The organism is Natrarchaeobius versutus (genome assembly GCF_041205745.1).
Taxonomy (GTDB): Archaea; Halobacteriota; Halobacteria; order Halobacteriales; family Natrialbaceae; genus Natrarchaeobius; species Natrarchaeobius versutus.
On the sequence record NZ_JBGFCC010000002.1, the window covers coordinates 109301 to 123937 of the forward strand.

Consider the following 14637-nt stretch of genomic DNA (forward strand, 5'->3'; position numbering starts at 1 on the left):
GCGTTGTCGGCCGACAGCTCCAGGGCGAACGAGTTCGGGAGTCAGGGGCAAACGGGGCCCATCACCGCACGGAACCGGTCCGGTCCGCTTATGGTACGCGACTCCCGAGACGTTCGTATGGACACCGACGTCGATCTCACCCGCCGCGAGCGGGCGGTCGTCAACGCCTACCAGGGAGGGTTCCCGGTCCTCGAGGGGCCGTTCGAACCGGCCGCCGAGGCCATGCGCGAGCGAGGGGTCGACATCGACGCGACGGCGTTGCTCGAGACGATCCGCGACCTCGACGAGCGGGGCGTCCTCTCCCGGTTTGGGCCACTCGTCAACGCCCAGGAGATCGGCGGCGCGGCGACGCTCGTCGCCATGCACGCACCCGAAGACGAGTTCGACGAGGTCGTCGAGCGCGTCAACGCCCACCGCGAGGTCGCACACAACTACGAGCGCGCCCATCCACACCTGAACGTCTGGTTCGTCGTGAGCGTCGCCGACGAGGATCGAGTCGAGGCGGTCCTCGGTGAGATCGAGGACGAGACCGGCCAGGAGACGTACAACCTGCCCAAACAACGGGAGTTCCGCGTCGAGGCGAAGTTCTACGTCGACGGACCGTTTTCCGGAGCCAGCGAGGAAACAGACGGTCAGGAGGGCGGCGCCACGGGCGAGGAGCCCCCGACCGCCGGTATCGACTGCTCCGGCCTCGGACCAGACGTCGAGGCGAGCGACGAGTCGACGCTCACGCCGGCCGAACGCGACCTCGTCCTCGAGATTCAGGACGGACTTCCGCTCTCGGAGACGCCGTACGCCGACGTCGCCGACGCGATCGGACGGGAGACCGAGTGGGTCCTCGAGACGATCACCCGCTTCGACCGCGAGGGAAAGATCCGACGCGTCGGCGTCGTTCCCAACCACTACGCGCTCGGCTACACGGAAAACGGGATGACCGTCTGGAACGTCCCCGACCACCTCGTCGACGAGGTCGGGCCCGACGTCGCGTCGTTACCGTTCGTCACCCACTGTTATGAGCGACCGCGCCACGAGGGGGTCTGGCCGTACAACTTCTTCGCGATGACCCACGGCCGAAGCGAGGCCGAGAGCGACCGCCGGATTCGAAAGGTTCGCGAGACGATGGCCGACTACTGGGACGTCGCGGACGACGACTGGGATTCGCTGTTTTCGACGCAAATATTGAAGAAAACCGGCATTCGTTTGGACGAGCGGGCCGATGCAAACACCAGGTAGTCGAATTTAGTAGCAGACACACACTCAAATCCCACATGATCCCACTTCTGCACGATTTCACCGATGCGACCGTGTTGATCTTCGGCGGTGGCTCGGTCGGCGCGCGAAAAGCACGCCGGTTCGCCCGCGAGGCGGACGTCGTCGTGGTCGGTCCCGTCTTCGGCGATCGATCCTTCGGCGGCGCCGACCTGATCCGGGCCACACCGTCACCCGACGAAATCGAGGAGTGGCTCGAGCGAACGTCACCGGCGCTCGTCGTCGCCGCAACCGACGACGAGCGCGTCAACGACGCTGTGAGCGAGGCCGCAGACGACCGCTCGATCCTCTGTAATCGCACGGATCGCGCGGGCGGACGACGGCCCCGAAGCGTCGTCGTGCCGGCGACCGTCCGGGAAGATCCCGTCGTGGTCTCGATCTCGACCGGCGGAACCGCGCCGGCGGTGAGCAAGTACCTCCGTCGGGAACTCGAGGAAACGCTTGCCGGTGCCGGCGAGATGGCGACGTTGTGTGGCGAGCTCCGAGAGGTGCTGAAAGCGAGGGACGTCGAGCCGGATCGGCGCCGGAAACTCGTCACCGACGTCGCCAACAGTCCGGAGGTTTGGACAGCTTTACGTAGCGGTGTTCCGAATGACCGCCAAGTGATCGAGGACGTACTCGGCGAGGAGTTCCCCGCCGGAGGTGAGCGAACGTGATCCACGGCGGCGTCGTCACGGGCGCTCGCGTAACCCACGACAGTGCCTGTGTCGACGAACTCGCCGCCGCGAGCCCGGAGAGTCAACGAGCCGGCGTCGAGCAATTGCTCTCCGTACCGGACGTCGAGGAGGCGTACGTCCTCTCGACGTGTAACCGCGTCGAAGCGTACGTCGTCAGTCCCGCCGCCGCCGTCGGTCGGGCCACCCTCGAGGAGTTCTTCGCGGCGGTCGACGACGACGCGGTCGTCCACACCGACCACGACGACAGCCTCAGACACCTGCTTCGGGTCGCCACGGGTCTCGAGTCCGTGGTCATCGGTGAGGACCAGATCATCGGTCAGGTCCGAACGGCCTACGAGGACGCCCGGTCGGCCGACGGGATCGGATCGACACTCGAGACGGGAGTGACGAAGGCGATCCACGTCGGCGAGCGGGCTCGAACCGAGACCGCGATCAACGAAGGAGTCGTCTCGCTCGGCTCGGCCGCGACGCAACTGGCGAGCGAGGACGTTACGCTCGAGGGGGCGACGGCGCTGGTCGTCGGCGCCGGCGAGATGGGGCGACTCGCCGCCCGTAGTCTCGCGGACGCGACCGTCGGCGAACTCGTCGTCGCGAACCGGACGGTCTCTCACGCCGACCACCTGATCGAACAGCTCGAGGTCGAGGGAGAGGCCGTTCCGCTCGAGGCGCTGTCGACGGTCGCGGCCGACGCGGACGTCGTCGTCACGGCGACGAACAGCACGGATCCGGTACTCCAAGCGACTCACTTCGAGCCCGACGGGCTCGAATCGGAGGAACCCCACGCTGAGACGCCAGACGGCCACCGGCCGGCCGACACCGTGATCGTCGACCTCGGACAGCCACGCGACGTCTCACCGACGGCCGACGAGCTGTCGACCGTCACGGTCTACGACCTCGACGACCTCGAGTCGCTCACCGAGCAGACCCGCGAGCAACGCGCCGACGCCGCAGACGAGGTCGAGCGGATAATCGACCACGAGTTCGACCTGCTTCGCGACCAGTTCAAGCGCGCCCGCGCCGACGAGGTGATCGCCGCGATGTACGAATCGGCCGAGCGGATCAAAGCTCGCGAACTCCAGACCGCCCTCTCGCGACTCGAAGGCGAGGAGTTCACGCCGGAACAGCGCGAGGTCGTCGAGTCGATGGCAGACGCGCTGGTAAACCAGTTGCTCGCACCGCCGACCAGGAGCCTGCGGGAGGCCGCCGCCGAGGACGACTGGAGTACGATCAGCACCGCGTTACAGCTGTTCGATCCGGAGTTCGGTGGCGACGGCGCACCCTCGTCGTTGTTCGAAGATGCCGGCCGGGCGGAGTTCCGGATCGGCGCGGCCGACGACGATTGAGCCCCGAACGCGCCATATTTGAGCCAGAGACGGTTAATTTTCGGCGTTCCAGCGACGGCACAATCGTTATTTGATTGGCCTTCGTTCGACCGACCATGGGTGACGTACTCTCTGACGACGAAATCGACGAACAGCTCCCCGACGAGTGGTCGCGAGAGGGGGACGAGATCGTTCGAACCTACGAGTTCGACGACTACCTTCGCGGGGTCAACTTCGCCCAGATGGTCGGCGAAATCGCCGAAGCGCAGTTTCACCACCCCGAGCTGATCGTTCGGTACAAGGAAGTCGAGATCCGGCTCACCTCCCACGAGGAAGGCGGGATCACCGACGACGACATCGAGATGGCAGAACTGATCGAGACCGAACGGAACGCCTGATACGGTTTACTGTCAGTCAGTTCCGGCGCGACCCGTCCTGCGGTCGCGACGGGTACAGTTGTGATGAGACCAACGATCCGTACGAACCGACGATGAACGGACGATACGTCTTCAAAGCACGAGTCAGACTCGAGGCCGCCGCCGAGGCCGTCACGCTCGAGCCCGAATCCGCCGAGACGACGGTCACGCTCTCTCGCGAGGCGCCCGAACCGGGAACGGAGGGCTGGCTGTTCTTCCGGGATACGCTCTGGCGCGGCGAGGTGGGCGAAGCGGACTACGCCCGCACGCTCGCCGAAGAGTGGCTCGAGGTTCCCGTCGAAGCGGTGTCGTTTCGCGAACTCCAGGTCGACGAGGCGTACTTCGCGGCGCTGAAAGCCGCGATTGCGGACGACCTCGAGGCGTTCAACGCCGAGACCGTTTCGGCGGTGCTCTCGAAGTATCTCGGCTCGAGCATCCGGGTCGTCGACGGCGGTGAATAGTCCCGATTCGACAGACATTTACTCGAGAATATCGTACTACTGTGTCCCCAATGGTCTCCGAATACGACTTCTGGCTGCTCGACCTCGACGGGACCCTCGTCGACGTCGAGTGGTCGTACACCCGCGAGGTGTTCGACCGGGTCGGCGACAGGCTGGGCCGGGAGTTCACCGATCAGGAGGCGGATATCATCTGGAGCGGCCTCACCGGCTCGCGTGATCGCCAACTCGAGGCCTGGGGGATCGACCCCACCGAGTTCTGGGAGGCGTTTCACGCCGAGGAAGATCCCCTCGTCCGGGCGGAACAGACGTACCTCCACGAGGACGCCGCGTTCGTGGCGGACCTCGAGGAACCCGTCGGGCTGGTCACCCACTGCCAGGAGTTTCTCGCCGAACCGGTCCTCGAGCACGTCGGGATTCGCGACTGGTTCGACGTTCGGCTGTGTTGTACGGAACAGACCGGCTGGAAGCCCGACCCACAACCGGTCGAGTCCGTGATGGCAGATCTCGGCGTCGGGAACAACGGCCACCGTGGCGTGTTGGCCGGTGACGGCGCGAACGACGTCGGTGCGGCCTGGAACGCCGGCCTCGACGCGATCCACGTCGAGCGCGTCGGCCACGACCGTCGCGGCCAGTGCGTGCTCGGGGATTACCGGGTGCAGTCGTTCGACGAGCTCTTTTGAGACGGATTACTGTCGGTCAGTTCCGGTGAGACCGCGACTCGAGCGACGGTCTCACCGACAAATCGCAACAGTAATCCGTATGGGGAACTCGAGCGACAGCCGATAGCAGGGCTTCGGCCGACAACAGCCGATAGCAGGGCTTCGACCGCCAGGAGCGATCAGTCCGAGCGGCTGCCACGGTGGGTCCGCGGGGTGTGTTCGTCGCCGGTCCCCGGCCGGTGCCGAGATTCGTGCGAGCCGGTTCGAACGGCGGCCAGCCTCGAGCGGACGTCGATCGAACCGCTTCCGATGATCGCGAAGCCGGCGAAGATCGCGAGGAAACCGACGATCGCGCTCCGCGAGATCGACTCGTCGAGTACCGCCCAGCCGCCGACCGTCGAGACGGCGGGGACGGCGTAGAAGACGAGGTTCGCCCGGATCGCCCCGGTCGAGTCGAGCAGGGCGAAGTAGGCGATGTAGGCGATCACGCCGGCGAAGACGCTGACGTAGGCGAGCGCGACGATGGCCTCCGTCGTCCACGCGATCGACGACGCGGACTCGCCGGCCGACCACGACAGGCCGTGAGAGACGAGCGCGGCCAGTGGCAGACCCCAGGCGATCCGGACCGTACTCGAGAGCGTGGCGTCGGCCCGGCGGATCAACACGGCGCCGAGGGCGGCGCTGACCGCGCCGGCGAAGAGGATCGCTCGCCCGAGGGCGTCGCCGCCGAGGAGGTTCGCCGAGGAGGGGCCGACGACCAGCGTGACGCCGACGAGTCCGAGGCCGATCCCCGCGACGCCGCGCGAGGAGAGGCGTTCGTCCGAGAGCAACGCGGCGGCGAACACCGGCGTCAGGATCGGGTTGAGGCTGAAGACGATCGCCGCGACGGCACTCGTCGCGTACTGCTGGCCGACGAACAGCAACGCGTTGGCTAACCCGATCACCAACACGCCGGTCGCGAGGATCCCCGCGACGTCGCCGCGGGTCGCCGGAAGCAGTTCCTCGCGGGGGAACGTCGCGAGGACGTAGGCGAGCATGAGCACCGCCGCGACGTCGAAGCGAAGCGCGACGAATAGAAGCGGCGGAAAGTACTCGAGGCCGGCTTTCGCGGCGACGAACGTTCCGCCGAAGAACAGACTCGAGAGTGCGAAAAGAGAGAGCGTCCGGCGGTCCATCATCGGTGGATCACCGTCCGTAGCCGACGAAGGGGCGAACCGAGATGGAGCGATCGGGGGTGCGTCGGCGTCATGAGAAATGATACGGGCGAGAGCGCCATAGGTTGGCTCAGAAAATCTTTCACGACGAGGCCCTCGAGCGCCGGACCGCCGTGATTTCGCCCCGTGAAATCCGTTCGAGGGGCGAAAATCGTTTATCACGGGGGAGACGAAACGGGGTATGGAATCGTCGCTCGAAGAGATCGAGTTTCTCGCGCTCTCGGCCAACCGCGTTGACGTGCTCCGATTGCTCTCGGAGGGGAGGTACACGCGCCGGGAGCTTTCGGAGACGACCGGCGCCTCGCAGGCGACGCTCGGGCGAATCCTCGGCGACTTCGACGAGCGATCGTGGGTGAGGCGAGACGGAAGCGAGTACGTCGCGACCGCGACAGGGCGACTCGTCTCCGCGGGGTTTACCGACTTACAAGAGATCGTCGAGACCGAACGCACGCTCCGGGACATCGTCGACTTCCTGCCGACCGAGTCGCTCTCGTTCGATCTCCGTCGGCTCTCGAACGCAACGATCACCACGCCGAGTCAGACGCGTCCGAACGCACCGTTACAGCGGCTCCTCGAGTTGCTCGAGGAGGCCGAGGATGTGCGGACGGTTTCCCACGCCTTCAACGAGCAGACCCTCTCGATCGTCCGAGAGCGGACGAAAGCGGGCGAGCAGACGTTCGAGGGAGTTTTCTCGCGACGGGCGATCGAGGCCCTTACCGACGAGTCCGAGCTTCGAAGACGGCTCGAGAGCCTCCTCGAGGCCGATCGGGCGGCCGTCAGGATCACGGACGACGACGTTCCACTCGCCGTGATGATCGTCGACGACGTCGTCTACCTCCTGTTGCGCGACGCTCAGGGTATTCTGCGCGCGTCAGTCGACGTCGACGACGATCACGTCCGGTCGTGGGCGAAGGAGACGATCGCGGACTACTGGGAGGAATCCACTCGCCTCGAGCCGGAGTCTCTCGGACCGGAGTGAGCCGACGACGGTGTGCAATCGTCCCTTAGCGACGGACGTTCGGACCCGATCAGAACGGCGGTGGCTCGATCTCGATCGGATCGGCGTCGCCACAGCCGTGGCGGTAGAGACGCGTCGCTTCCCGCGTGCGCTCGGCCGGCGAATCGATCGTCTCGAGCGTCACCTCCTCTTCGATCAGGTACATCTCGAGGTGTGTGATCGCGTCGCCCTCGCCGCTTCGTTCGGTACAGATCGACTCGGCGAGCCGGGCGGGAACCTCGGGGTGGTCCGGTGTGGCGACGCTGTTCATGTAGAACCGTTCGCGGTAGGTTCCGTACTGCGTCTGCAGTTCGTCGGACGGGCGCTCGTAACTCAGTTCGCGGTCGTTGTAGGCGTCGATCACCTCGCCGTCTTCGGTCGTCGCCGGAAAGACGTAGTACCGATCCGTCGTCCGTGGCTCGGGAGCGAAGATCCGCCACTCGGTCTGGTGGTCGACGAGCGCCGACGTCGCGGCGTTCGCCTCCGCGGCGGGCCCGGACTCGTCGTCGACGACGCCGCCCGCGGAGAGCGCCGAGACGAGGACGACCACCGCGACGGCGGCGACCAGCGCGTGGGAGACGGCGAACGGTCCCCACGGCGCCTGTTTCCGGCGGAGGGCGTTCGAATGGACTCCGAGCGACGACGGACCGGGTCGTGGAACCGTCGCCGCGAACGCCTCGAGGAGAGAGCGAGCGGTCGTGATGGGTTTGGTCGTGAAGGCGGCAGTCTCGTCGGTTCCGGTCCGAACGCAGACGTTGCGAGCCAGCCGCCGGGAATCGTCCCAGAACTCGGCCTGGAGAAAGAGGATCACGCCGGCGATGGCGACGTAGGCGAACGCGCCGATCCGGACGGTGAGCGCAAACGAGAGGTGGGCCGCGACGAACGCGGCGACGAGCGCGGTTCGGAGCCGGCCTCGAGTGAGGACCAATAGCCACGAAAACGACAACATGAGAAACCACGTCAGACCGCCGATCTGCAGGGCCGTCGGGGCCGACCGGACCAGGTCGCCAAGCAGGAACGTCATGTCGTCTAACCCGAGTACCAACACGGCGGCCTCGCCGGTGAGCCACAGGTCGGAGGCGGTCTTGTGGGCGGCGTTGACCGTGTACATGGTGATCATCTGGAAAAGGACGAACGCCGATCCGAGACTCGCGACGGATCGGCGAGGCGGTCCATCGGCGTGGACGGCGTCGATCGACCACCGGGCACCCAGCGGGAGAAAGATCGCCCAAAACGAGAGCCAGGCGAAGAGTACGTCGGCGTAGCTCAACACCAGCGGGTTGGCGAGGTCGAGCGAGAGGACGAAGACGAACGAGAGGGCCGTCGCGATTCTGGTCCGGTAGCCGACGAGCAACGCGAGCGCGATCAGTCCGTGGGCGACGAACAGCGCCGCGGTCGCGGCCGGCTCCGACGAGACGAAATAGAGCGAACCGACCTCGAGGGGTGTGGTTTCCCTCGCGAGTTCGTGTGAAACCAGGCCGCCGTCGGTGTAGAACGTCGAGAAGTTACGCGAGCGAAGCAGGAGGTCGACGAGGACCAACGACGCGAGGGCGACCCGGAAGACCGCGAGCGTCCGGGTATCGATACGGATACAGTTCCGGAGGTATCGTCCGACGGCCTCCCCCGGCTCAGATACGCGATCCCGCCACCCGTCTTCCATCGGTTTACGTCCCGTCCGGTGCGGTGATATGCCTTGTCTTCCGCGGAGAGCGGTATCGGTACCAGCGGGCGAACCGATCGAGTGATTGCCGGGCGATCGAATCCACGGCGGAACGGCCAACGGCACCGTTCTCCCGGGACTCAGGCTCGAGGACAGAATAGCGTATTCGGCGGCCCGACCTACGTTCGTCTGGCGATCAGATGTCCAATGATTTTCAGTGGCTACGATATACTGTCGGCGCACGATCCGCCGGGGCGATCCCGGCCGCCCGTCTGCAACCGGTGGGAAACCCGTTTCGACGACTACTATTGTAACGGGTTTCGGTCGCGACTCGCGACGGGTCCCAGTTCTCTCACAAGAGGGCAGGGATGGCTCGTCTCTCGAGTCGGCCGCCGGAACCGCGCGGATCAGCCCGGCGTTCCCGCGGTGGGCTCGTCCTCGACGACCGCGTCTCCCGGTTTCGGCGTCGGCTCGGCCTCCTCGTCGGCGCGGCTGAGTACCTCGGTAAACTTGCTCGAGCGGTCGGCGATGTAATCCATCGTCTCGCTGTCCGGGCTCATGCCTTCGGATTCGACGAGATAGGTCGTGATCACGACCGTCTTGATCCACGGTGAGAGGATGCCGAAGTAGCCGACCGCGACGAATCCACCGACGACGAGCCAGACGGCGGCTTCGACGATCGTCCCGAATCCGCCGAGCGCACCCGAGACCACGGCCAGCACGGCAACGAACGCGAGCGTCACCGCCTGCATCCCGACGACGATGACCGCCGTCGAGCCGAGAACCGGCTTCCAGGTCTTCCCGTAGAGGACGAGTCCGTCTCGAGCGGCCGTCCACGTCCCTTTCTCCTCGTGGAGGAACATGTGCGCCAGAATCGCCTGATCGAGATACGACGCCGCCATCCCGATTGCCGCCGTCACGATCCCCATCAGTTGTCGTAACGCCGGGACGAAATCCACCAGTCGTCCGACGGAGGCGACGGCTTCGTTGAACTGCTTGATCACCGTCTTGACGACCTGATCGACCGCGAACAGCCCGCTGGCTTCGACGAAGCGGCCGGAGACTTTCTCCTTGCCAAACCGAAGTTGGTTATCCGGAACCTCGCCGGTGTCGACGGCGTGTGCGATGACGGCGACGTGGCCGGCGGCGACGAGATACAGCACGTACCGCCGAACCAACATTACGAACCCGCCGAAGATGACGGTCGCGAGGAGAAGCGCCCCCAGTCCGATCAGTCCAGAGAGACCGATCGATCCGAACACGATCCAGAGGACGATCCCGAACCAGAGGACCGCGAGCAGCGCGAACGCAACCCCGACTGCGAATCGAGCCACGACCCACGGCATCGTCCGAAGGAAGATGCGCGTTGCCTTGCCAAAGTGTAAGACCATACTACCAAACTGGTGTTCGATGCGATATTAGTTTTTTGCTAATATGTACGGACATCCGTACAGCTACTGAGTGGTGATATTATCGGGATCAGGGTCGCAAAATGGGCTTTCGATCGGGTGGTACGCTTCGGTAACAGTATCTTCCGTTCAGAAGGGCGCAATAGCCAACTACGATGTTCGAACGGCCAGACGACTCCAGGGTCACACTGGTAGCCGAGCGACCGACGAGCCGATAATCCGGTTCCAGAATCAAGTGATATTTCTCTGGTACTGTCCCACAGCAAGCCCGTCGTACCGATTACCACACAGTAGTTTCGGACAGCACACGCTCGAGCGAGCTCCGAACGCGTCTCCGATTGTCTTTCTGACGCTTCAGGATCAGCCCGAGGGGAAAGCCACTCGAGTGCCGAGCGGGGCAAATCGTTTCACCGTCTACGGCGGTCCGACACACGGGGAAACGGCTAACTCTCGGGCGGGCAACGTCGGGATATGAACGTCCACTGGCACCGTCGGGACCTTCGAGCGACGGACAATCGTTCTCTCGACGCCGCGGCGGAAGCCGGGACCGTCCTTCCCGTCTTCGTCTTCGACCCCGAGATACTCGAGTTCGCCTCCCCGCCGAGGGTCGCGTTCATGCTCGAGTCGCTCGCTGAACTCCGGTCGTGGTATCGCGACCGCGGCGGTGATCTCCTCGTCGCCACCGGCAACCCGCGGGACGAGCTTCCGCGGATCGCCCGCGATCACGGCGCAGACCGCGTCGTGTGGAACCGAGACTACTCCGGACTCGCACGCGAGCGTGACGACGCGATCCGGGAGGCGCTTTCCGAGGTCGGAATCGAGACCGAGTCGTACGACGATGCCCTCCTCTACGAACCCGGCTCGATCACCACGCAGGACGGCGAGGCGTACGCCGTCTACTCGTACTTCTGGCGCAAGTGGCGCGACCGGGAGAAAGAGTCAGTCTATCCGGAACCGGACGCCGGCCGACTGGCGGACGTCTCCGGCGACTCGCTTCCGTCGCTCGCCGATCTCGGCTTCGACGAGCCCGAAGCGTCCGTCCCCGGCGGTGGAACGGACGCCGCACGCCGACGGCTCGAATCGTTCTGTGAGGGACCGATCTATCGGTACGCGGACCGGCGGGACGAGCCCGCGGCCGACGCCACCTCGGGGCTCTCGCCGCATCTCAAGTGGGGAACCGTCGGCATCCGCGCGGTGTACGAAGCTCTCGAGGGGGCGAGGGTCGAAGCTCCGGACGACGACGCGGTCGAATCTTGTGATGAATTCGCGTCACAACTCGCCTGGCGGGAGTTCTACGCCCACGCGCTCGCGGCGAACCCACACGTCGTCACCGCGAACTATCGGTCCTACGAGAATCCGATCGAGTGGCGAACCGATCCCGAGGCCTTCCAGGCCTGGACGGACGGCAAAACCGGCTATCCGATCGTGGACGCTGGAATGCGCCAGCTCCGGAACGAGGCGGTTATGCACAACCGCGTACGAATGATCGTCGCCTCCTTCCTGACGAAAGACCTCCTGCTCGACTGGCGCGAGGGATACGCCTGGTTTCGCGAGAAACTGGTGGATCACGACACCGCAAACGACGCCGGCGGCTGGCAGTGGGCGGCCGGAACCGGCACCGACGCTCAACCGTACTTCCGGATATTCAACCCGACGACCCAGGGAGAGCGCTACGACCCCGACGCCGAGTACATCCGCGAACACGTCCCGGAACTCGAGGACGCTCCGGCGGAGGCGATCCACGATTGGCCCGACCTCGACTCCGAGGAGCGATCGGCCGTCGCGCCGGCGTACCCGGATCCGATCGTCGATCACGCGACGCGCCGGGAGGCGGCCATCGAAATGTTCGAGGCGGCTCGCGGCGACGGGTGAAATTAGTCCTCGGTTGGGATCGACCGACCGACCCGTTCGCCGGTCTCGAGCCCGTTTCGAAGCGCGGCGTGGAGTCGACCCTCGCCGGCAACCCAGTCGCCGAGACAGTACAATCCCGCGCGTTCGGCCACCTCGAATGCGTCTCGGTCGACACCGTCTTCGGGCTGTGCGTACCGCCAGCCCTGGTGGTCGGTCCAGGTCGGGTTCTCCAGGCGGTCGTCACCGACGACCTCCGCAGTCAGTCGGGCGAGTTTCGCGACGTTCTCGGCCGGGTCGTCGTCGTATCGTTCGACCGACCACGGCTCGTTCGCCTGCACGATCAACACCGATTCGCCGTCGGGGACGTGACCGGGTTTGCACTCCTCGCGGGCGATCCAGCCGATCTCGTGGCGCTTGTCGGTGTTGACGAGAGCGTAGTAGGGGACCTCGAGTTCGAACTCGTAGCCGAGAACCGCGGTCCAGACCGTCCGATACTCGACTGACTCGGCGGCCTCGACGAGCGCGTCCCGACGCTCGTCTTCCCAGTCGGCTTCTCGAAGGAGACGTGCCGTCTGCGGGGCCGGTGGATTACAGAGGAGTTTGTCGTACGGCCCCCACTTTTCGCCGTCGGAATCGGTCAGTCGCCACCGCCCGTCGTCGCGGTTGATCCCCGTAATCTTCGTTCGACGGTTGACCGTCGCGTCCGTCTCCCCGAACAGTCGCTTTGCGATCTGCGTGAGTCCCGTCCGATAGGTCAGCTTCCGTTCGGTGGTCGGTCGGCCCTCGCCCACGGTACCGTCCTCGTCGAAGACGGATATCGGCTCGTCGATCGACACGAGTCCGTCGGTCTCGAGGCGTTCGGTCACGAGCGAGCGGACGCGCTCGTCGTCGTCTTTCAGGTAGTTCGCTCCGTAGTCGTACCACCGGCCGTCCCTGCGTCGGGTCGCCGCCCGCCCGCAGACGCCGCCGGACTTCTCGAGTACCGTACACTGTGCGTCCGGCGCGTCTCGGTGGATGGCGTACGCCGCGGCCGCACTCGCCGCGCCGGCGCCGATGATCCCGATGTCCATACGTGACGATGGGCCCGAATCGTTGCAGGTGTTACGATCAGACGACCACACGTTTCGTGGGGTATCGAGGAACACGCCAAAGGGAAGAGTCCCCCGAACCGAGGCGGACGTCGAACGTCCCAGCCTGCCTCGAACAATCTGTCCATATGAGAGTTGCTACTGAAACGACCCACACCGATCGCAATGCCGCCCCGTGATCTGGCGAACGTTGACTTTCAGTAGCTACTATACAAACGACTTCGAACGGCCGGTATGACGCTCTCGACAATCCCCCGATACGAACCCGGTCGCGTCGCCGACGTCGGCGACCGCGCGGTCGTCCTCGGGGGGAGTATCGCGGGCCTCTGTAGCGCGCGGGTCCTGGCCGACGGGTTCGAGGAGGTCGTCGTCCTCGAGTGCGACCCGCTCCCCGACGAGCCCACCCCGCGTGAGGGCGCACCCCAGACCGGGCATCCACACGTCTTGCTCGAGGCCGGGCGGGCGACGCTCGAGGACTTCTTCCCGGGATTCGGCGAACGGTTGTGCTCCGCGGGTGGGCTGGTGATCGACGCGGCGACGGACATGCGATACTACGAACAGGGAGACTTTCTCGCCGACGGACCGACGCGGCTTCCGATGTACTGTGCGAGTCGGGCGCTGTTCGAACACGTCGTCCGGCAACGACTCGCGACGGTCGAGGCCGTCGAGCAACGTGGCGACTGTCGGTTCACCGACTATCTCGTCGACTCCGACGGCGAGATCGAGGGCGTGACGTATCGGACCGACTCCGGCGGGGAAACGTCTCTGGACGCCAACCTGGTCGTCGACGCGACCGGCCGGACGAGTCGAACGCCGGCGTGGCTCGAGGCCAACGGGTACGCGTCTCCGCCCGTCGACGAGGTCACCGTCGACGTGACGTACGCGACCATCCGCGTCGAGCGACGACCGGACGCCCGCTATTCGCTTTTCGTCCCACCCGTTCCGTCTCGTCCTCGAGGCGGCGCGGCGATTCCCGTCGAGGGAGACCGCTGGGAGGTGATCTTCCAGAGTATCCACGGCGAGGCGGCGCCGAAAACCGAACGTGAGTTCGTCGCGTTTGCCGAGAGCTTCCCTATTCCCGATTTCGAACGGCTCGTAACGAGCCGCGAGTGGGTTTCCGAAAGGATCCACCACTACCCCTTCCCCTCGAGTATTCGACGTCGGTTCGAGCAGCTAGATCGATTTCCGGACGGGCTACTCGTCACCGGCGACGCCGTCGCCAGCTTCAACCCGGTCTACGGCCAGGGGATGTCGGTCGCGGCACTCGACGCCCTGGTGCTTCATCACGCCCTCGCCAGCGGGAGCAACGACCCCCTTGCGGCGCGTTTTTTCGACGGGATCGCACCCGTGATCGACGCCGCCTGGAAAATCGCCGTCGGCGCCGACTTCGCGTTCCCCCAGACGACCGGACCCAAACCCCGCGGGACGGACGTCTTCAACCGGTACACGTCGCGGCTGGTTCGCCAGGCACACTCCGACGGCGCCCTGACCGACGCGTTCTACCGCGTCTTCCGCCTCGAGTGCCCCCCGACTACCTTGCTTCGTCCCGGCGTCGCGTGGCGGGTACTCCGGCCGAACGTCTGAGCCTCGACTCAGTTGTCCCGATCGGCGACG

At 65.6% G+C, this 14637-nt stretch carries 13 protein-coding genes; 9 read left to right on the forward strand and 4 right to left on the reverse strand.

The annotated features are described in order from the left end of the window. Window positions 1-117: 117 nt before the first annotated feature. The 6 genes from ahbB to AB7C87_RS05885 all read left to right on the forward strand — a co-directional run bounded on the left by ahbB (window position 118) and on the right by AB7C87_RS05885 (window position 4825). On the forward strand, window positions 118-1233 hold the full coding sequence (ahbB, locus tag AB7C87_RS05860; protein ID WP_369728489.1) for a siroheme decarboxylase subunit beta: 1116 nt from the start codon (window positions 118-120) through the stop codon (window positions 1231-1233). 35 nt (window positions 1234-1268) lie between these two features. Beyond that, entirely contained in the window at window positions 1269-1925 is a 657-nt protein-coding gene (locus AB7C87_RS05865; RefSeq protein WP_369728490.1) for a precorrin-2 dehydrogenase/sirohydrochlorin ferrochelatase family protein, read from the forward strand. Further along, on the forward strand, window positions 1922-3289 hold the full coding sequence (hemA, locus tag AB7C87_RS05870) for a glutamyl-tRNA reductase (RefSeq protein ID WP_369728491.1): 1368 nt from the start codon (window positions 1922-1924) through the stop codon (window positions 3287-3289). The genes AB7C87_RS05865 and hemA overlap by 4 nt, the downstream gene beginning before the upstream one ends. A 95-nt stretch (window positions 3290-3384) precedes the next feature. Further along, a complete protein-coding gene (locus AB7C87_RS05875; RefSeq protein WP_369728492.1) occupies window positions 3385-3666 on the forward strand; it encodes a 4a-hydroxytetrahydrobiopterin dehydratase in 282 nt (93 codons plus the stop codon). A 92-nt stretch (window positions 3667-3758) separates the two neighbouring features. Next, entirely contained in the window at window positions 3759-4145 is a 387-nt protein-coding gene (gene lwrS, locus AB7C87_RS05880; protein ID WP_369728493.1) for an LWR-salt protein, read from the forward strand. A 50-nt stretch (window positions 4146-4195) separates the two neighbouring features. Further along, window positions 4196-4825, forward strand: a complete 630-nt coding sequence (locus AB7C87_RS05885; RefSeq protein WP_369728494.1) for an HAD family hydrolase — start codon at window positions 4196-4198, stop codon at window positions 4823-4825. A 158-nt stretch (window positions 4826-4983) separates the two neighbouring features. Here the strand turns inward: AB7C87_RS05885 and AB7C87_RS05890 are convergent, their stop codons facing one another. Beyond that, window positions 4984-5982 carry a DMT family transporter gene (locus AB7C87_RS05890; protein WP_369728495.1) on the reverse strand — a complete coding sequence of 333 codons (999 nt, stop codon included), beginning with the start codon at window positions 5980-5982 and terminating at the stop codon, window positions 4984-4986. A 217-nt stretch (window positions 5983-6199) separates the two neighbouring features. On the opposite strand from AB7C87_RS05890, the gene AB7C87_RS05895 reads away from it, so the two are divergent. Then, the gene (locus AB7C87_RS05895) at window positions 6200-6997 is read left to right on the forward strand and encodes a helix-turn-helix transcriptional regulator (RefSeq protein ID WP_369728496.1); all 798 of its coding nucleotides are present in this window, start codon (window positions 6200-6202) and stop codon (window positions 6995-6997) included. 49 nt (window positions 6998-7046) lie between these two features. Here the strand turns inward: AB7C87_RS05895 and AB7C87_RS05900 are convergent, their stop codons facing one another. Both AB7C87_RS05900 and AB7C87_RS05905 read right to left on the reverse strand, forming a co-directional pair. Then, complete coding sequence (locus AB7C87_RS05900) at window positions 7047-8675, reverse strand: HTTM domain-containing protein (protein ID WP_369728497.1); 1629 nt, start codon at window positions 8673-8675, stop codon at window positions 7047-7049. A gap of 407 nt (window positions 8676-9082) precedes the next feature. Further along, window positions 9083-10066, reverse strand: a complete 984-nt coding sequence (locus AB7C87_RS05905; RefSeq protein ID WP_369728498.1) for a hypothetical protein — start codon at window positions 10064-10066, stop codon at window positions 9083-9085. A 489-nt stretch (window positions 10067-10555) separates the two neighbouring features. On the opposite strand from AB7C87_RS05905, the gene AB7C87_RS05910 reads away from it, so the two are divergent. After that, entirely contained in the window at window positions 10556-11956 is a 1401-nt protein-coding gene (locus AB7C87_RS05910) for a cryptochrome/photolyase family protein (protein ID WP_369728499.1), read from the forward strand. A 2-nt stretch (window positions 11957-11958) separates the two neighbouring features. Here the strand turns inward: AB7C87_RS05910 and AB7C87_RS05915 are convergent, their stop codons facing one another. Next, window positions 11959-13005 (reverse strand): NAD(P)/FAD-dependent oxidoreductase, encoded by a 1047-nt coding sequence (locus tag AB7C87_RS05915; protein WP_369728500.1) that lies wholly within the window; start codon window positions 13003-13005, stop codon window positions 11959-11961. 252 nt (window positions 13006-13257) lie between these two features. Between AB7C87_RS05915 and AB7C87_RS05920 the strand changes: the two genes are divergently transcribed. Continuing rightward, window positions 13258-14607, forward strand: coding sequence for an FAD-dependent oxidoreductase (locus AB7C87_RS05920; RefSeq protein WP_369728501.1), 1350 nt, complete (start codon window positions 13258-13260; stop codon window positions 14605-14607). Window positions 14608-14637 lie beyond the last annotated feature (30 nt).